Here is an 18594-nt window from a genome sequence, read left to right on the forward strand (position 1 = left end):
AACACCTCAACATGCTGCATTTGTTCAACAAAGACGCAAGTTCCACTTGTGACGCCTTTTTGGCCAACTCCGAACGGAAATTGCGCGCACCCCAGAGGCTGACCGCTCTGTGGTTCCTTTCTCTCTTCTCTTTAGAAGAGGAACAAGAGGAACAAGTGGAATACCTCAACAAGCACAGAAACTTAGGCTGTTCCGTTTCATGGGCCGCTTGTTTCGATCTGTCCCGAGATGTCGCTGCGCTGGCTGTGGGTGGCCGGCATGGGTGAGAAACTGAAAGCCGTCTTGGTACCGGCTCCTCTGCCGCAGCCCGGACCTCGCACGAAAGCTGCGATCGCCAATGCTGAGGCCCGCAGTGGCGCTCGGCAGCAGCGGGTCGGGGTTAAGATCGAGAAGCGGGACGGAGTGTCCGCGATTGGGTCGGATCACGCCGACTTGGACGGGCACACGTCGCAGCTCCTCGACGCCTTCGGGTCGTCGTCCGTCTGCTTCGCAACCGCAGCCGTTGACGTCTTGTCACGGCTGTCGGTCGAGGGAAACCAGATCGACTCGATGTCGCTGAACGCGTCGCTCGCGCTGGTGGATGGCATCCGGCCGCAAGACGAGCTTGAAGGCGCGTTGGCCACCCAGATTGCAGCATCGCATGCCCTTTCGCTGAAGATGCTGCGCAAGGCGTCGAGCGCGATACAAATCGATTTCAGGGACAGCTACATTAACGCCGCGACGAAGCTGTCCCGGACGATGGTTGCCCAGGTTGAGGCCCTGGCCAAGCTCCGGCGTGGCGGTGAACAGAGTGTGTTCGTGAAGCATGTGCACGTCCACGACGGCGGCCAAGCAATCGTTGGAAACGTGACCGGGGGTGCCGGGGGCAGGATCGAAAAGCAGGGACAAAGCGATGCACGCACGGTTCAACACGCCGAAATGCGGTGCGAGGACGCGCTTGGGGAACTTCTGCCGCTCGCCGGCCGTGGCCGGTAGAGTACGATGCAGGATGCACGGAGGGGCAGACAGGATCGGCGCTCCGTTTGGCCCGGCGAACGGCCAGTATCGGCATGGTCGGTACACCTACGAGGCCGTCGCGGAGCGTCGCGCGGTGCGGGAGATGTTGCGGAAGGCGCGCCGGGTGCTCGCCCTGTTAGACCCATGAGCCGCAGCGAAATCATGGCTCTGTTGCGTCCCTCGGCACGGATGGCGAGGGGGATATGTACCGGCTTGGCGCCGGCAACACACTGCGCGACCTTGTTGCCGCCAAGGGTGATGATGCAGACCTGGCCCGCTCAGTGCGCGGCAATCTGACCGTCCGCCGCAAGCTGGCGACCCTGGCGCCGTCGCCCGAGGCCCTCGAACGGTTCAATGGTACCTTGGACGACCAGAGCCACGTCTTCGATGAGGCTTTGCGGCCCGACGTGCGCAGCTGGGCGCGGGCCCGCGACCATCTGAAAGCTCAGCAGGCCAGTGCCACGGGCGAGCAGGCCAAGGCGATCGGCGACACGCTAGCGACCCTGGAAAGCCACCTGCATGAAATCCCGCCATGATGCGGGCCGATCTCGCCCGGTCGACGGCAGAGCGCGGTCAGGCTTCGTTCGATGCCGGGCGCAAGGTATTGCGTGGTGGCGACGATCAGCCATGGCCGGCCGATCTGGCCGCTTCGTTCGACACGATGCCGCTGGAGCAACAGGCGCTCCTGCGCTCGGGCGCACGGTCGGACATCGAGCAGCGTTTCGGGCAGAACCGCAACGACCTCTCGGCGCTGGCTCGGCTGCTGCGCGATGAGAACGACATCAACCGCGGTCACATGGGGACGCTGTTCGGTGATGATGCCGGCAAAGCCATGGCGGACGCGCTGATGCGTGAGAAGACCTTCGCCAACACGAACAACCGAGTCGCTCAGAACAGCGCAATGACTGGTCGGCAAGGCGGGTCAGCTACCGTACTGCTTCATCACTTGAGCGGCTTCGAACGCGCCTTGCGCACCAGGTTCGCCAGCGTGGAACATGACCACTGTTGCGGCGGAGTGGGCGGTGGCGCGCATGATAGGCGTCGACATGCTCGATCCGGCAACCGTGCCGTTCAGGTAGGGGCCACTGCCGAACGCGTTGAACGAGGCTTGCGAAGAATTGTAGACGCCGGCCATCTCAGCGCCTTGCTGAACCCCGGCGTTCTGCAGGCGGAAATGCGTGTAGCCCCGCGATATCGTGGCCAGCGCGGCCGTCCTCATAGTCTGAGGAACAGCTTGCCCGGTGAAGAACGATCCACGCGCATCGGTATCGATGCGAACGGCGTTCGGGGCCAACGGCATCTCTTGCGTGCTGATGCACCCGCCCAGGGACAGGGATAGCAGAGGCAAGAACCGAGACAGTTTAATCCAAGCGAAACGTAACAAGGCTCGATCCTAAGGAGAGATGTTCGACGCTTCTATGCCTCGTCGCATAGCTTGTGTCGATCCTGCTGGATGGCACGCGAGTCGTAACGCGCTGCATGCTCAGGGCTCGGCGCGACCGCGATCGCGAAGGAGCTCGGCCGGTCCCGCATGCACGCACGGGCCGCGTCCGCGACGCGCAAAAGAACCAGAAGGGTTGCTCGACTGGCAGCCAATTCCCGCCCGCCGCTTACCCCCTGCTTACCCGCGTACGGAAGCAGAACACTCGAATTGAGTTAAGCGACTGAAAAGTTTGGCGCACCCGACACGATTCGAACGTGTGACCTCTGCCTTCGGAGGGCAGCGCTCTATCCAGCTGAGCTACGGGTGCAGGCAAATCAAGCCGACGCCAGTTCCTAACGCATTGCGTCTGCGGCCGCAATCCCAACCCAACACCAGGCAGCGGGCCCCTGCCCGACCTCCGAGGCTCGATCGCCAAAATTCTTGACGGACGCGCCGCTCCGTTCCATGCCTGCGGCCCGTCGCACAAAGCGCGCTCAAAGCATTTCAAGGGCCAGAATGGATCCGAATACCGCCGAAGCAAAACACCTCCTGTCGTTCATCGAACGCATCGAGCGGCTCGAGGAGGACAAGAAGCAGGTCGCGGAAGATATCAAGGATGTCTATGCCGAAGCCAAAGGCACCGGATATGACGTGAAGATCATCCGCAAGGTCGTCGCGATCCGCAAGCAGGACAAGGATAAGCGGCGCGAAGAAGAAGAGATTCTCGAGCTTTATCTCGCGGCACTCGGCATGGCCGGATAATCGACCGTTCTGTTTTATACAAACCGATCGCCGACCCGCAGCCGGGCGATCGGTCGCTGCGCAGCCGCTCTCAACGAGCGTCGTCAATCGACGTTCGAATTGCCGCTCCGGCTGAGTCCGCCCTGCTTGCCGACTGACCCGGAGAACCGGTCGGTCGGCAGTTCGGATGCGCGCGGCTGAAATGCACTCGGACGCGCCGTCGGCACCGCCACCAAGGTTTCGCTGTCGCTTCGTGCCGCTGCGCGGAGGGCCGGGACAACCGAGCCGAGCGAAGACCGCGTCGCCGTTCGGACGGTCGTGTCCGGCCGGGTCAAACTCCTGAAATTCGATCGGTCCAGATGGGTCGATACCATCGTCGGCGGCCGAGGCACGGGGATCGGCACAGACGGAGTGGCCACGCGGCCAGACGGACCGACGCGCCAACCCTCTGATGACGGTTGCGCCGCATAACCAAGCACCGGCGATGTCTGGCGCTGAGATCCGCTCGGACCCTGCGTGATGACATCCGGCAGGCGCGCCACGCGAACATTGCCGATCAGCGACCCGATTGAGTCCTGCCGACCCGGAAGGCCAGACCGGATCGCGTCATGCGGCACGAGACTGGCCCGATCGGTCGGGCGGGTCGGCGGGAGCGGTGCGCCCGGCCCAAGCGAGGCGAGTTCGACAGGGCGACGCGGCGGAAGCGGCGCGGTCGGAGCCTGGGTCGGGTCGGACGCGCCGACCGGCTGCCCCGGCGAGGGAAGATCGGCCACTGCGGCCGGCTGCGGAGCGTCAAGCCCCTGGTGCTTGGCCCGCTCGTCCGCCATCATCGCATTCGCCAAGGTCTGCTGAGCGGCCGCCGGCGGCGGTGACATCGGTGCGGCAGGCGCAGGCGGAGCTTGCGCGACGGATGGCGCGGGCGCTGCCGGCTGGGGAGCGGGTTGCGACGGGAAGGCGACGCGGGGCGGCTGCGAGGCAAAGAAACTATGCGTGCCGCCATCGCGTGACGAATTGCCGTAATTCCCGACCTCGACAGACCCGGTCTGCGTTCGGTCGATGGAGGCGACCCGCTGATTCTGCCGCGATGCGCGGATCCCGGCTTGCGCGTTGTCGTCGTCTTCGTCGCTCCCGCCACCGCCGAACAGCCAGGCAAAAAAGCCTTTCGATTTCAGTTGGGTCGCGGTCGGATAATCCGCCCCGTCGCCACGCGCCTCGAGTTCGGCACGGGCTTCCTCGTAATGAGCGAGTGGCTGACCATTCGACGGAATATGGACCGTCTTTCCATCCGGGAAGAGCCGGGCAAGCTGGTCATAACTCATGCGCGGCCAATGACGCACGCCGCCGACATCGAGATGCACGAAAGGCGTGCCGGCCGTCGGATAGAAGCCGACACCACCGCGCTGGAGGCGCATACCGAGTTCTCGAATGCGCGACATCGGCACATCCATATAGTGCTGATCCATGGCACGGCCGAGAATATGCTGCGAATGTTCGGCCACGCTGCGCGAGCGGCGGCGGAGCATGGCATTGGTCTGCGGAGACCGATACGCCGACATCACCTCGATCGGCTGCTGCGATCCCGACTCGCGATACACCTCCCAGATCGTATCGAACAATCGGGGATCCATCTTGATGGTTTCGTCGTTGCGCCAATCGCGCAGAAACCAGTTCAGCTTGTCGAGCGTCGCCTGATCATACTGGCCGTTCACCATGAAGGTCGCAGTGATCGATTCATGCGAATGGGCATGGTAGAGCGAGATCGTCCGTGTATCGCCGTTGGCGATCGCGGTCTGCGTCTTGCCGGGCGATAAGGCAACCAGCGCAGCCACCGCAAAGCCGACGACCCACCGACAATGCGCCAGCGGCATGATCATCGCGCTCACATGCGTTTGTTTCAATGCAAAGACCCGCTGGTGGAACTGAACCGCCACGCCGAACTCAGAAAACCAGACCTGTCGGACCGGATCACGCTCGTCGCCATCGATAGGTTTCAAACACATCGGCCACAAAGTACCCAATGTGCAACGTGCAAGATGGAACGCGAACTCTTACGAAAAAGCGTTAATGGATCCTAACCGCGATCCGCCGTCGCTTGCTCGAACACGCGCCACGCTTCCCCTTTAGCCCCAGTTCGCGGCGAAAAAAAGCGCAATTCTTCCCGACTCGCGCGAGCCGAAAGGCGGGTCCAGGCCAGCGACCGTCTTCATCATCGCGCGCGACGTTGGGGCGTTAGCCCTGCAGACCGAGGGCTGCTTTGACCCGCCCGGTGTAGCCATACACGTCGTCACGAAGCTGGAAGCCGCTCTGCGGATCGACGAAGGCCGTGAAATACATCGTATAGATCGGCAGCGGTTTCGGCAGCATGATGGTGCGCTCCTTGCCGCCAATCAGCTTCTTGACGCGGGCCTCGCTCCAGCCGTTCTCTGGCCCGAGGACAGCTTCGGCGAAGCTGAACGGCTGCTCCACCCGCACGCATCCATGGCTCAACGCCCGCATGTCGCGGCCAAAGAAACTGCGCGCATTGGTGTCGTGCAGATAGACCGCGTGATCGTTGGGGAACATGAACTTGATCCGACCCAGCGCATTTCCATCGCCGGGCGGCTGGCGCACGAAGGTCGTGCCATTGCGCTCGATCACCTCATAGCCGTGATTCTGGAAATACATCGGATCGGCCGCCAGCTTCGGCAGCATTTCCTTCTTGATGATCGACAGCGGCACGTTCCAGTAAGGGTTCACGATGATGAACCGCATCTGCTGAGCGAAGACCGGAGTCGGCTTCGTGGGTTGGCCGACGACCACACGCGTCTTGTGCGCCACGACGCCGTCGTGCATCACCGCGGCCGTGAAATCAGGGATATTGACCTCGATGTGGTCGGTGCCGAGGTCTCGCGGCAGCCAGCGCCACTGCTCCATATTGGCCAGGATGGTGCTTTCCAGGCGGGACGGATCGCCGCCCGACAGAGCCGCGACGGTCTGCGGCGTCAGAATTCCGGAGGCCCGCAAGCCGTTGGTTCGCTGAAAATCGGCGACGGCCGCTGCGACTTTGGTGTCGTAAACAAGCGCCGGAAGCCCAGCATCGTCGGACGCCACATCGAGCCCGAATCGAGCGCGGATCAGCGGGACGCGAGCGTCTCGCATACCGGCCTTCAAGGAGGGCCCAGCCGGAATTCGGGATTGTGCGTCGGGTTGGTAGCGGCGTCGGAGTTCGGCAAGTTTCAACCGGAGCGCCGCGTAGCCGGGGTGAGCCGGGTTGAAGTCGTGGAGCGTGTCACCCGCCGCGATCGCCCCCGGAACCGTCCCGAGCACGCGCGGCACGTCGGCGATGTCGGGGCGAAGATCGATGATGCCACCAAGCTTGGCGACATCGACCCTCGACCCGCTGGCCTGACGCGCATAGGCGATAGTCGCCTCCGACAGCGCGAGTTCCGCGCGAGCCAAGGCATCAGCGTCGGCGTGACGTGGAACCGGAACCGCGTAACGACGCAAATCGAGCCCGTCCTCGGAGGCGTGATCGAGCCGATCCAAAACCGATCGCGCCGCATCGGTCAGATGACCATCGACGACCCAAAGCGGGGCATTGTCGCGGGCCGAGTAGAAGGCCACGATCGCGTCGCGAATTTTATGTCGTTCGGCCATTTGCGCCGGTTTTTCGCCCGACGGCAGATCGGTCGAGAAGGCGGTCAAAGCGTGAGCGAGCGATGCTGCATCGAGACCGATCGGCGTCGGTGCATCGACCGAAACCGGAGCCGCCGTGATCGTGGTGGGCTGGTCGAGGGGTGGAGCAACCTCGGGTGTCGCTTGCGCTGCGGCAGCAGCAGATGCGGCGGATGGCTCGATCGCAACTGCCGAAAGCGCGGCAGGCGCCGCGGTATTCGGCAAAGCCGCCAAGGTCGCAGCCGGCTTGTCGTCGGGTCCATCGAGAGGGAGCGCCGGCGGCACAGCCCTGAGATCGGAGGTGCCGGGCGAGGTGCTGCGACCGGTCTGATCCACGATCGACCCGGTCACGTCCGCCTTCAAGTCCCCTTGCTTGAGCACGACCTCGGCCGCCGGAACCACCGGCATGGCGATGACCGGATCGGGTGTCGCCAGCGCCGCATGCGTCGGCAAACCCGAAGCATCCGCGCTCGCTGCCGAGGCCCGCATGGGCGCGGCGGTGCCGAGCAGGACGACCAGAAGCTGGATCGACGTCGCCCGCAACAAATGCGTCCGCATGCTCACTCCATCAGGACAGGGCAGCCTCACGCCAAAGCTGGTCGCGACGCCGCAGTCGGGCGCCGACGCATCGGTGGCCCTCAGATTGTTGAAGAGAGTTAGCGCCGTTAAATCAATGCCCGGTTAACCCATGGGCACCTGTGTATGGCGCATTCTCGGACAGGCGTTGCGGAACCGTCACAAGGCTTTTAGGCCGCGACGTCGTCACCCTCATTCAGCCCGAAATCTTTCATCTTGCGATAGAGCGTGGAGCGTCCGATGCCGAGTTTTCGCGCCATTTCGGACATCTGTCCGCGGTAATGCGCGAGGGCAAAACGAATCAGATCCGCTTCCATATCCTCCATTCGCCGGACGTCGCCATTCTCGTCGAGCAGGCGCAGGACATTCGGATCCCGCATCTCGACCCGCACGATCTCACGCTCGACCGCGCCCGTGGAAGAAAGCGGTGCTGGCGCGGCCGGGACCCGGACGTCGAAACCGTCCACCTGGGCGGCGATCTGTGGAAATTCAAGCACCGTCAGTTCGTGGCTGTCGGCCAGGACGATCGCCCGGAAAAACGCATTCTCGAGCTGGCGCACGTTGCCGGGCCAATCATATTTGCTCAGCAGCGCAAGCGCCTCGTGGCTGATGCTGCGGACAGGTTTGCCTTCCTCGGCTGCGAAACGAGCCATGAAACGACGCGCCAGATCCGGAATGTCGACCCGCCTCGCCCGCAGCGGCGGGATCGTGATCGGAAACACGTTGAGCCGATAGAACAGATCCTCCCGGAAGCTGCCCTGCTTGACGAGTTCGATCAGGTTTTTATTGGTAGCCGAGATCAGGCGGATATCGACCTTGACCGAGCGGCGGCCGCCGACCGGATCGACCTCCCCCTCTTGCAAGGCGCGCAGCAGCTTGACCTGGGTGTCAAGCGGCAACTCGCCGATTTCATCGAGGAACAAGGTTCCGCCATTGGCTTCGACGAATTTGCCGGCATGCTTTTCAGTGGCACCCGTGAAGGCCCCCTTTTCATGCCCGAACAGGATCGACTCGACGAGATGCTCCGGTAAGGCACCGCAATTCACCGTGACGAAGGGTTTGCCTTTGCGGTCCGACGACCCCTGGATGGCGCGCGCCATCAATTCCTTGCCGACGCCCGACTCACCTTCGATCAAGACAGGGATGCTTGATTTGGCCGCGCGCTCGCCAAGCCGGATCATCCGAGCCATGTCGTCGCTGCGGGTGGTGATTTCCTTAAAGGTGAGCGAGCCGCTGGCCCGGCGCGTCATGCGACGGACCTCGTCCTCAAGCGCATCGAAGCGAAGCGCATTCTTGATCGACACCGAGAGGCGCTCCGCCCCGACCGGCTTCACGACGAAATCGAGCGCCCCTGCCCGCATCGCCGAAATCACCGTCTCGATCGAGCCATGCGCCGTCTGGGCGATGGCCGGGACCGTGATCTTCGCGTCCTTCATGCGGGCCAAGACCGTGAGGCCATCGACATCCGGCATGACCAGATCCAGGATGACGAGATCGATCGGTTTGCCATCGACCGCTGCCAATCGGGCCAAAGCGGCCTCGCCGCCATCGGTGACCTCGGCCTCGTAGCCGAACCGGCGCACCATGGCTTCGAGCAGACGCCGCTGCACGGGATCGTCGTCGACAATCAGGATGTTGGAGATCATGCGCCCTCGGTCGCCGCCATACGGCAAGTTGTTACCGAATGGTGGACCGACAGGGTAAATGCGACCTTAACGGCGGCCGTTCCGCGGCTCTAAGCGTGCTATTTTGAGGCAGTTTTTTGCTTGCAGTCGCGCTTAGTGCAACAGCCGTGGAGGGGAAGAGGCGCCGGGGGCATCGGCATGATCGAGGCCGAGCCGGAGATCGAGCGCCGAGAGGGCTCGGCCCAGCGATCGGCTCGATGCCACCAACGCCCGACAATCGTCGTGCCCGAGCAGATCACGCGCGGTCGTTGTCTCGTTGTCGAACTGTCCCCGTTGCGAGGCTTGAACCAAAGCCAGGACGAGGGCTTCGTCACGGCAAGGGCATCGGCACCCCGTCGGTCGCCACCCGATGTCGCGACGCGCCGTTTCGAGAATGGTCCGGACGAAGCAGTGAAATTCGCCGTAGAGCGGGCGCGCGGCATCGACACCGAGGGTTCCGGCGAGCGCGTTCCAGGCGATCTCCCAGCAACTGATATCGCGCGTTGAATAACCCGCCATCCAGCATCGGTAATTGGTGAACAGCAGGCGTTCCGCATTCGCGGCCGCGGCCTGAGGATCGGCATCGAAAGCGGAGGTGATCACACGGCAGTCTCCATCGAGATCCAGCGGGCGGGGACCGTCCGCACAAGCATAGGACTGCAGTATTGTTGCGATGATGCTGGGTCAATGCTCCAGAGGCAAAACAGGATTTAGTATAATTCGAAGCTGAGGCGTGTCGCACGCCCGGAACAACTTCGTCAAACGCAAACAGCCGGATACAGGGATCCGGCTGTCGATGTCGTCAGGCCCGCTCGAAAGGCGGGGGTAAGCAGCGATCAGAAGCTGACGCGAAGTCCGCCCTGGCCCGCGTAGGTGTTGGAGATGCCCGAGAACTCGCCGTCGAAGTTGGCGAACAAGGCGACGCCGGGACAAAGGCCGTATTCGAAGCCGGCCTTGACCTGGGCCGCATCCTCGGCCGGACGGGCGCCAGCCACCAGGAAGGTTGCGTTGGGCAAGGACAAGAAGGAGTTGACGAGGTTCCGGGTGGGCGAGAACTCGTGAACATAGGCCAGGGTCAGGTAGGGACGGAGAACCGTTCCGTTGCCCATCGCATAGATGCTGTCGAAGCGAGCACCCACGAAGACCGGCAGGCTTTCGGTCGTGTGGTCACGCACGTTCAAGCCCAGCGTGCCGACGCCGGCGTTGCTGGTCTCCGAAAAGCCATCCGACTGGAGGTTGGCATATTCGACAGCCACGAACGGCGTGATCCCGGTCGTGCCATAGTCGAATCGCTTGCCGACTTCGCCGCGCAGCCGCACTTCGAAGCTGTCATAGGAGCCGTTGAGGCGTTGCGCGCCGAGGCCGCCGAAGCCGCCGGCGGTGCGGTGCGTGTCGTTCGAGAAGCCGCTGAGCACGGCACTCGATTGCAGGTAGAAGGAATTGGCAAAGCCGTAGGTCGAATAAAGACCGCCGTGCACGCCCGTTACGGTGCCGTTGGTGGCGCGGTTGGGAACGTTGAAGTCCGCCTCGCTGCCGCCGACCGCCGCACCAATCAGCCAGTTCGGCTGAACCTGATAGTCGACGCCGACCTCTCCGCCGTAGAACGTATCATTCTGCCGAGCGGTGCCGAGCCGAGCCGATGCGTCGATGTTGCTTGAGCCGCCGAAGCCGCCGCCCCAGACGTGCCAGGGATTCACGGGCGGAAGGACTTGAGCCTTGATGGCGGGGAACGGCGACTTGGTGATCGGGGCATAGCCCTGAGCGCCGGTCGGCAACACGCCGTAGGGCGAAGCGCCAGCAACCGCGTAGTTTTCGGTCCGGCGCGCGTTCTGCTCGTCCGAGATCGACGATGCGAAAGCCGCGCTGGACTGGAAGGCAGCACCCTGGGCCGCCGCGATGCCTTCGCCGCTGACGTTGTCGAGAGCTGCCTGACCCTGTGCCGGCGAGACCTGGTAGTTCTGGTAGATGGCGTTGACCAGCGCGCCGGCCGTCGCGTTCGTGGTGGTCTGCGCCGCGTTGCTGATGGCCGACCCGACGCGCGCCTGATTTTGGGTTGCGGCCTGGTTGCCGAAATTGACGTCCGTGCGGTTGAGCGTGATCGTCACCGCATTGGCGTTGTAGCTCGCGATGGTGTTCACGTTGGTGTTGGCCGAGCCGACCGTCGCAAATTGACCGGTCACGCCGCCCGTCGCCGTCACGGCGCTGAACTGGGTGAAGGGGTTTGCGTTGCCGACCACTGCGAGACGCAGGTTGCCGTTGAGGGCCGCGTTCCCGTTGACCGCGACCGTGCTGGAGCCGGTCGGGGTCACGGTCGAAACGAGGTTCGAATTGGCCGCAAGCACGAGGTTGCCGTTCACCGTCGTGGTACCGGCCGCCGTGGCCGAGCCAGCCCCGAACGTGCCGCCGCCATTGGCCGTGACGTTGCCCGTGATGGTCGCGCCATTGCCGTAAAGCGTACCGCCGTTGCCGATCGTCACCGGCGTGGTCAGCCGGTCGGCGGCCGCCATCGTCAAGGTGCCGTTGACGTTGCTGAAATAACCGGCCGCTGTGTAGAGGTCGATACGGGTCCAGTAGCTGAGCGACGTTCCGTAGAAGGCGGCGAGAGCGTTGGTTTCGGTGTTGACCAGAATTTGATTGATCGTGCTGGTCTGCAACTGACCGTTGATGCCGCCGTTCGGCGCGATCGTGGCTGCGGCGGTCGTGCTGCCGCCGTAGATCGGCGCCAGCAGGATGGAGGCGTCGGGTCCGCCGGCCGGTGCAGCTTCCCGCGGGGCCTGAGCCAGGGTCAGGGTCGGCAGGCCGTAGGTCAGGCGCTGCTGATAGGTCGCCTGGGCCGTAGCCGAGGGAACGTAGGGATCATTGGCCGTATTGGCCGCGCTGGTGGCGCAGGTCGCGACCGCCGCGCCGCATTGCGTGCTGAGGTAGGTTGAAAGCTCCGCCTGTGCGCCGGTGAACAGCGCCGGCAGGTTGATGGCCGTGCCGCTCGTCGTCGTGGCGTTATTGATGTAGAGCGGGTTGGTGAAGGCTTGCGACAGGTCGTAGCTCGCAAGCGCCCGGCTCGCGATGATGTCGAGCGGGTAATGCACGTCGAGCACGATGCGATCGTTGGCGTAGTCAGCGGCGCGGGCCAGCGAGCTCTGGTAGAGCGAGGGCGTCAGCATCGCCAGCAGGATACCGTCGGTATAGGCGTAGGTCGTGTGACCGCTCGGGAAGGACGGGTTGGTGGCGATTCCGTTCAAAGCCGTTGGGTCGAAGTTGACCAGACGCGTCGGCGCAACCTGAACCGGACGCGAGCTGCCGTAGACGTCTTGGCCGGGCTGCTTGTTGGTGACGCCATAGGCGAGATCGAGAACGCTGTTGGTGGTGTTGGGCAGGCCGTTGAACGTCGGCAGCGTGTAGCCGGCGGGCGCGACGGCCGCAACCGGGACGTAACCGGCCGGCGTCGTGCTGGGGTTGGTGGCGGCTCCGTTGGCGAAGTAGTTCTTGGCGACGCCGAGGTCGGCGCTAGTGAACGTATAGCCGGAGTTCAAAAGGTTGAAGGTCTTGGCCAGCGGGCCGGTCGTGGGCGTGCTGGCCCGGATGCCGGTCTGGAAGTTCGCGCCGAGAACGTTGCCGTAAGCGCCGACCGGCTGGATCGGATTGATCGTGCCGGGCTGGCCCGGATTGCTCTGAATGGCTTGCAGCGGAAGGCCGCCGGCGATGTTGTCACCGACGCCGAGCGTCACAGGCGTACCGTTGGCGAGCGTGATGGTGCCTGCCGTCGGGAAGGCCGCCGAGATGCTGCCGGGAAGCGCCTTGTCGCTGATCGCCTGAGCGCGCTGCGCCGCCGACGAATTGTTGTTGATCGCGACAGACGTGTCGAGGCTTTGCTGCAGGGTCGCCTGACCGGTCGCGTTCGAGTTGAGCGACAGGAAGGGCGACAAGAGATTGAGAATGTTGACGTTGGACGGCGAGGTATTGACAGCCTGAGCAAATGCTCCGCCACCACTCAACCCGACCGTCGCCACGGCCAAGGCCGCAGTCGATACGGTAAACATCAGACGCATTTTGGGAATCCTTCGACCCGCTTGAAGTGAGGCGACTTACAGCCCATTAGTCTGTGACGTTGCTGTCATATACCGATCGTTGACCAACTCCGATCTGCGATGTGGCGAGGATGCCACATTTTTGCCTTATGTGTGAAAATATCCCACGGTTTGCCGAAACCGATGGGGTCTCAGGCTGGGACAAAAACGGTTTGCCATGGAAGCAGCAGAAATCGTCGCTACATGGACCAAACGATCGTCTGCATTCGTGCAGTCTGAATCCGACCATCAGACCATTGGACAGAAAGATTCCATGACCTTCGCGCCAGCTTCAGGACCGTTGCGCCCCTTCCGTTCCCTCCCGGCACACCGGTCCGATCCCGTCGATCAGCGCGATCTCGGCCGCCTGCCGGAATGGAACTTGTCCGACCTTTATGCGTCGATGGATGCCTCGGCCTACAAGGCCGATCTCGACCGGGCCGCGACCGAGGCTGCGGATTTTCAGCAGACCTACAAAGGCAAACTGCAGGAATTGATTGAGGGAGCTGAGGCTTCGGCGCTCCTCGAGAAGGCTGTGAAACGCTTCGAGGCGCTGGATGACGTCCTCGGCCGCATCATGTCATTCGCGAGCCTCGTCTACGTTGGCGATACCGCCGACCCCGTGCGCACCAAATTCTACGGCGACGCGCAAGAACGGGTCACGACGATCTCATCCGATCTCTTGTTCTTCACGCTCGAGTTAAATCGACTCGACGATGCGCTGATCGAGACCGCTGCGACCACGGCGCCGCTGAGCCACTACAGGCCTTGGCTCGACGACATCCGCAAGGATCGGCCGTTCCAACTCGATGACAAGATCGAGCAACTGTTTCACGAGAAGTCGGTGACGGGTCGCGGCGCGTGGAACCGCCTCTTCGACGAGACGATCACCAGCCTGCGGTTTGATGTGGATGGCGAGAAAGTGACGCTCGAACCGGTTCTCAATCTTCTGCAGGACGAACGTGCCGAAAAACGTGAGTCAGCCGCCAAGGCCCTGTCCAAAACGCTCGGCGAGAATTCGCGCACCTTTGCGCTCATCACCAACACGCTCGCCAAGGATCTCGAGATCTCGAATCGCTGGCGTGGTTTTGCGGATGTGGCCGACTCGCGCCACCTGGCCAACCGCGTCGAACGCGAGGTCGTCGATGCGCTCTCATCGGCGGTCGAAGATGCATACCCGCGCCTGTCGCATCGATATTACAGAATGAAGGCGCGCTGGTTCGGTAAGGACAAGCTCGACTCGTGGGACCGCAATGCGCCCCTTCCCCACATGCCGGCGATCACGCATCCCTGGACCGAGGCCCGCGCCATCGTGCTCGATGCCTATCGGCAATTCTCGCCGGAGCTGTCATCGATCGCCCAGCGCTTCTTCGACGACCGCTGGATCGACGCCGCCGTGCGGCCCGGCAAGGCTCCGGGTGCCTTCGCGCATCCGACCGTTCCATCCGCCCACCCCTATGTGTTGATGAACTATCAGGGCCGGCCGCGCGACGTGATGACCCTGGCGCATGAGCTCGGCCACGGCGTACACCAAGTCCTGGCGGCCCCGAATGGCGCCTTGATGGCACCGACGCCCCTCACCTTGGCCGAAACCGCCTCCGTGTTCGGCGAGATGCTGACGTTCAAATCGCTGCTCGCCAAGGCTCCGACCCAGGAGGCGCGGTTCGCCCTGTTGTCCATGAAGGTGGAGGACATGCTGAACACGGTGGTGCGGCAGATCGCGTTCTACCAATTCGAGCGTGCGCTGCATGAGGAGCGCCGCAACGGCGAATTGACCGCCGTCCGCATCGGCGAGTTGTGGATGAAGGTCCAGGCCGCGAGCCTCGGCGAGGCGATCCGGCTTGGCCCAGGCTATGAGACGTTCTGGGCCTATGTTCCCCATTTCGTCCACTCGCCTTTTTACGTCTACGCCTATGCGTTCGGGGATTGCCTCGTGAACTCGCTTTACGGCGTCTATCAAAAGGCTCCCGACGGCTTTGCCGAGCGGTACCTTGCAATGTTGTCGGCCGGCGGCACCAAACATCACAGCGAGTTATTGGCGCCGTTCGGCCTCGATGCGCGCGATCCGGCGTTCTGGCAAATCGGACTTGGGGTCATCGAGGAGATGATTGCCGAACTCGAGGCCGGCTCGCCGCCTCGCGCGTGAGAGCGACCCCGCGACAAATGGCCGGACGCTTCAGCCCGGCCCTGCCCTCGACTTCCGGGCACACGCCCCGCATGTCATCAGCAATGCGATCCTCCGACCGGCAAGGCTCATGAACGACACGGAACAAAACCGGCTTTCGGCCCGTGCGGCGCGCTACGCGCGGGTCGGCACCAACGTGGGCGGCGTCGCGGCACGGATCGCGGGGGCGCGGCTATTCGGGAAGAGCGGCGGCGATCTTGCGAATGCGACCGCCCTGACGGCAGCCCTGGGGAGCCTTAAAGGACCGATCATGAAGGTCGCCCAACTGTTGGCGACCATCCCCGACGCGCTGCCGCCGGAATATGCGGATGCTCTGCAGCAATTGCAGAGCGACGCGCCGCCAATGGGCGCAGCTTTCGTCAAACGCCGGATGCAAGCCGAACTCGGCCTCGGCTGGGCGGAGCGTTTTGCTGCCTTCGATCTCCGCCCCGCCGCCGCCGCTTCGCTCGGCCAGGTGCACCGCGCCACGGGTCTCGATGGCAAGGCGCTGGCCTGCAAGCTGCAATATCCTGATATGCCCTCCGCCGTCGAAGCGGATCTCTCGCAATTGCAGGTTCTGTTCTCGATCCACCGCCGCATGAGCCCTGCGGTCGACCTTCGCGAGGCCCTGAAGGAGATCGCGGCGCGGCTACGCGAGGAGCTGGATTATCGGCAAGAGGCGAAACACGCCGCTCTTTATCGCCTGATGCTGGACGGCACGCCCGAAGTCAGTGTGCCCGACGTGGTCGATAGCCTGTCGACCGATCGCCTGCTCACCATGGGCTGGCTCAACGGCGAAAAGCTGCTCGATTATAAAGACGCCGATCTCGACACCCGTAACCGGATCGGCGGCGCGATGTTCAAGGCGTGGTGGTTCCCGTTCAGCCACTACGGCGTCATCCATGGCGACCCCCATTTCGGCAATTATACGGTGCGCTCGCAGCCGAGCCCAGACGGCCCCGTGCCGGACGGCATCAACCTGCTGGACTATGGTTGCATTCGCGTGTTTCCGCCCCGCTTCGTGGGCGGCGTGGTGGATCTCTACCAAGGGCTGCTGCATGGTGAGCGCGCTCGTGTCGTCAATGCTTACGAGACCTGGGGCTTCAAGGGTCTCAGCAACCCGCTGATCGACGTGTTGAACATTTGGGCCAAATTCATCTACGGGCCCATTCTGGACGATCGCGTCCGCACCATCGCGGATGGGGTGCAGCCGGGTCATTACGGCCGCAAGGAAGCCTTTGCGGTCCACAAGGCCCTGAAGGAACTGGGTCCCATCACTGTGCCGCGAGAATTTGTGTTCATGGATCGAGCTGCGGTCGGGCTCGGCGGCGTGTTCCTGCATCTGCGGGCTGAAATGAATTTCTACCGTTTGTTCAACGAGCAGATCGACGGTTTTACGTTGGACGCCATGGCGAAGCGGCAGTCGGACGCTTTGGCGGCCGTCGGCATGGTAAGAGAAAAATAAGGCTAACGCGCCACGGTCGCATTAAGCTTGCGACAGGGCCGCACCCTATGAGGTGGCTCTGTTGGCGACCGAGGTGCTGCGATTGCCGAGCCTGTTTCGACTGCTCTTCGTTCTCGCCCTTCTGGGGGCGCTCGTCTACGGAGGGATGATTGCGCTTGTGACGTTCGTTCAGGTCACGCCCCGACCGATCGAACAGGTCATCCCACCCGCGAAGTTGAAATGATGGCGGCTCCGACGCCGATCGGCGCTGCGCGGTCGATCTCAGCATCAAGCCTCGTCGACCTCTTCCTCGACATGATGGCAGCCGAGCGGGGAGCCGCCCTCAACACGATCGAGGCATACCGGCGCGACCTGACGGACTATTGCGCGTTTCTCGCGACAGAGGGCATCGCCCCGATCGAGGCCGAAACACAAGCCGCGCGTGACTATCTGGCCGAGCTCGCCGGGCGAGGCTTGAAGGCGTCGTCTGCCGCGCGTCGGCTATCCGCTGTCAAGCAATTCCATCGCTTTCTCTTCACCGAGGGACACCGACCTGGCGATCCGACCGTGGTGGTCAGCGCCCCGAAGCGCGGCCGCGCCTTGCCGACCATATTGAGTGTCGCCGACGTCGACCGGCTGCTGGCCGTGGCGCGCGAGGGGCTGGACGACGAGCAGCAGCCCTGGGGGGAACGATGGCGCGCAGCCCGGATGAACTGCCTTCTGGAACTGCTGTATGGCACGGGCCTTCGCGTCTCCGAACTCGTCGCCCTACCCCGCTCGGCCGCGCGGTTGGCCGAACAAAAGATCGATTGTTTTCTCGTCGTGCGCGGCAAAGGGGGGCGCGAGCGCCTGGTTCCTCTCTCCGGCCCAGCGAAAGCTGGCATCCTCCTCTACGCGAGGATCGGCGCCTCCAAGCCAAAAGGAGCGGCCTTGAACGCATCGCCCTGGCTCTTCCCGGCCGACAGCGACAGCGGCCACCTGACCCGACAGGCCTTCGCGCGTGACCTTAAGGCGGTGGCGGCCGCTGCGGGCCTGAGATCGGCCGAAATCAGCCCGCATGTGCTGCGCCACGCTTTCGCGAGCCACCTGCTGCACCATGGGGCCGACCTCCGGGTCGTGCAGGAATTGCTTGGCCATGCGGATATCTCGACGACGCAGATCTACACGCATGTGCTCGACGAACGGACGTCCGCGATGGTCCGCGACTTGCACCCTCTTGGGTCAGATGACCAATGATCCTCATGCGGTCGTGCCGCCGCCGGGCTTCGTCGACCTGACCGAAACCGACGGGATCGTCGTCGATCTCCGCTATGCCTCAACGAATAATTTCGTCGGCCGCGTCATCTACGACGGCTTCGACCGGCTGATGCTGCATGAAATCGCGGCCGCCAAGCTAATCTCGGCAATCGTCGCATTGCGTCAGATCCGCCCCGATCTTCGCCTGCTGGTTTTTGATGGCTTTCGCCCGAACCGAGTCCAACGTCTGTTCTGGGCCGTGGTGCGGGGGACGGCGGAGCAGCAGTTCGTGGCCGACCCGGCGATCGGTTCGGTGCACAGCTTCGGCCTCGCGGTCGATCTTTCGCTGATCGATGCAGCCGGGCGCGCGCTCGACATGGGGACGGATTTCGACGATTTCACAGAGCGGGCTGAGCCGCGGCGTGAAGCCGACCTGCTGGCCCAAGGCGCGTTGTCGGAGCTTCAGGTGCGTAACCGCATGCTGCTCAGGACCGTGATGGAAGCCGCAGGCTTTCTTCATCTGCCGATCGAATGGTGGCATTTCGATGCGCTCCCGGCCGACCAGGTGCGGCGGCTCTTCAGCCTCATCGAGTAGCCAGCTTTGTATCCAATGTGCCTTGAGAAGACGCAGA

General features: G+C 63.4%; 15 protein-coding genes and 1 tRNA gene. 10 read left to right on the forward strand and 6 right to left on the reverse strand.

Annotated elements, in window-relative coordinates; translation table 11 throughout:
* The first annotated feature begins 228 nt into the window (after positions 1–228).
* From LGH83_RS06335 to LGH83_RS06345, 4 genes are read left to right on the forward strand one after another with little or no spacing between them, the layout of a single operon-like run.
* Positions 229–975, forward strand: coding sequence for a hypothetical protein (locus LGH83_RS06335; RefSeq protein WP_227401064.1), 747 nt, complete (start codon positions 229–231; stop codon positions 973–975).
* Complete coding sequence (locus tag LGH83_RS20025; RefSeq protein ID WP_319799620.1) at positions 893–1144, forward strand: HGGxSTG domain-containing protein; 252 nt, start codon at positions 893–895, stop codon at positions 1142–1144. The genes LGH83_RS06335 and LGH83_RS20025 overlap by 83 nt, the downstream gene beginning before the upstream one ends.
* A gap of 55 nt (positions 1145–1199) precedes the next feature.
* Positions 1200–1532: a hypothetical protein gene (locus tag LGH83_RS06340; protein WP_227401065.1), complete on the forward strand. Its 333-nt coding sequence runs from the start codon at positions 1200–1202 to the stop codon at positions 1530–1532.
* Positions 1529–2335, forward strand: a complete 807-nt coding sequence (locus tag LGH83_RS06345; protein ID WP_227401066.1) for a hypothetical protein — start codon at positions 1529–1531, stop codon at positions 2333–2335. Before LGH83_RS06340 ends, LGH83_RS06345 begins: the two co-directional genes overlap by 4 nt.
* A 335-nt stretch (positions 2336–2670) precedes the next feature.
* Here the strand turns inward: LGH83_RS06345 and LGH83_RS06350 are convergent.
* Positions 2671–2747, reverse strand: a tRNA-Arg gene (locus tag LGH83_RS06350).
* Between the two features lie 188 nt (positions 2748–2935).
* On the opposite strand from LGH83_RS06350, the gene LGH83_RS06355 reads away from it, so the two are divergent.
* Positions 2936–3181, forward strand: a complete 246-nt coding sequence (locus tag LGH83_RS06355; protein ID WP_131118482.1) for a DUF2312 domain-containing protein — start codon at positions 2936–2938, stop codon at positions 3179–3181.
* Positions 3182–3264: 83 nt separating this feature from the next.
* Here the strand turns inward: LGH83_RS06355 and LGH83_RS06360 are convergent, their stop codons facing one another.
* From LGH83_RS06360 to LGH83_RS06380, 5 genes are all read right to left on the reverse strand, one after another.
* On the reverse strand, positions 3265–5154 hold the full coding sequence (locus LGH83_RS06360) for a DUF882 domain-containing protein (protein WP_227401067.1): 1890 nt from the start codon (positions 5152–5154) through the stop codon (positions 3265–3267).
* Between the two features lie 235 nt (positions 5155–5389).
* Positions 5390–7372 carry a L,D-transpeptidase family protein gene (locus LGH83_RS06365; protein ID WP_227401068.1) on the reverse strand — a complete coding sequence of 661 codons (1983 nt, stop codon included), beginning with the start codon at positions 7370–7372 and terminating at the stop codon, positions 5390–5392.
* A gap of 188 nt (positions 7373–7560) precedes the next feature.
* Positions 7561–9036 carry a sigma-54-dependent transcriptional regulator gene (locus tag LGH83_RS06370; protein WP_227401069.1) on the reverse strand — a complete coding sequence of 492 codons (1476 nt, stop codon included), beginning with the start codon at positions 9034–9036 and terminating at the stop codon, positions 7561–7563.
* Between the two features lie 132 nt (positions 9037–9168).
* Complete coding sequence (locus LGH83_RS06375) at positions 9169–9657, reverse strand: hypothetical protein (protein WP_227401070.1); 489 nt, start codon at positions 9655–9657, stop codon at positions 9169–9171.
* A gap of 233 nt (positions 9658–9890) precedes the next feature.
* Entirely contained in the window at positions 9891–13100 is a 3210-nt protein-coding gene (locus tag LGH83_RS06380) for an autotransporter domain-containing protein (protein WP_227401071.1), read from the reverse strand.
* A 292-nt stretch (positions 13101–13392) separates the two neighbouring features.
* Between LGH83_RS06380 and LGH83_RS06385 the strand changes: the two genes are divergently transcribed.
* The 5 genes from LGH83_RS06385 to LGH83_RS06405 all read left to right on the forward strand — a co-directional run bounded on the left by LGH83_RS06385 (position 13393) and on the right by LGH83_RS06405 (position 18557).
* Positions 13393–15264 (forward strand): M3 family oligoendopeptidase, encoded by a 1872-nt coding sequence (locus LGH83_RS06385; protein WP_227401072.1) that lies wholly within the window; start codon positions 13393–13395, stop codon positions 15262–15264.
* Between the two features lie 109 nt (positions 15265–15373).
* Complete coding sequence (locus tag LGH83_RS06390) at positions 15374–16747, forward strand: ABC1 kinase family protein (protein WP_227401073.1); 1374 nt, start codon at positions 15374–15376, stop codon at positions 16745–16747.
* Between the two features lie 61 nt (positions 16748–16808).
* On the forward strand, positions 16809–16970 hold the full coding sequence (locus LGH83_RS06395) for a histidine kinase (RefSeq protein WP_413771115.1): 162 nt from the start codon (positions 16809–16811) through the stop codon (positions 16968–16970).
* On the forward strand, positions 16970–17962 hold the full coding sequence (locus LGH83_RS06400; RefSeq protein WP_227401753.1) for a site-specific tyrosine recombinase XerD: 993 nt from the start codon (positions 16970–16972) through the stop codon (positions 17960–17962). The genes LGH83_RS06395 and LGH83_RS06400 overlap by 1 nt, the downstream gene beginning before the upstream one ends.
* Positions 17952–18557 (forward strand): M15 family metallopeptidase, encoded by a 606-nt coding sequence (locus tag LGH83_RS06405; RefSeq protein WP_227401074.1) that lies wholly within the window; start codon positions 17952–17954, stop codon positions 18555–18557. The genes LGH83_RS06400 and LGH83_RS06405 overlap by 11 nt, the downstream gene beginning before the upstream one ends.
* The last annotated feature ends 37 nt before the right edge of the window (positions 18558–18594 follow it).

It is taken from the genome of Lichenihabitans sp. PAMC28606 (assembly GCF_020616535.1).
Classification (GTDB): Bacteria; Pseudomonadota; Alphaproteobacteria; order Rhizobiales; family Beijerinckiaceae; genus Lichenihabitans; species Lichenihabitans psoromatis.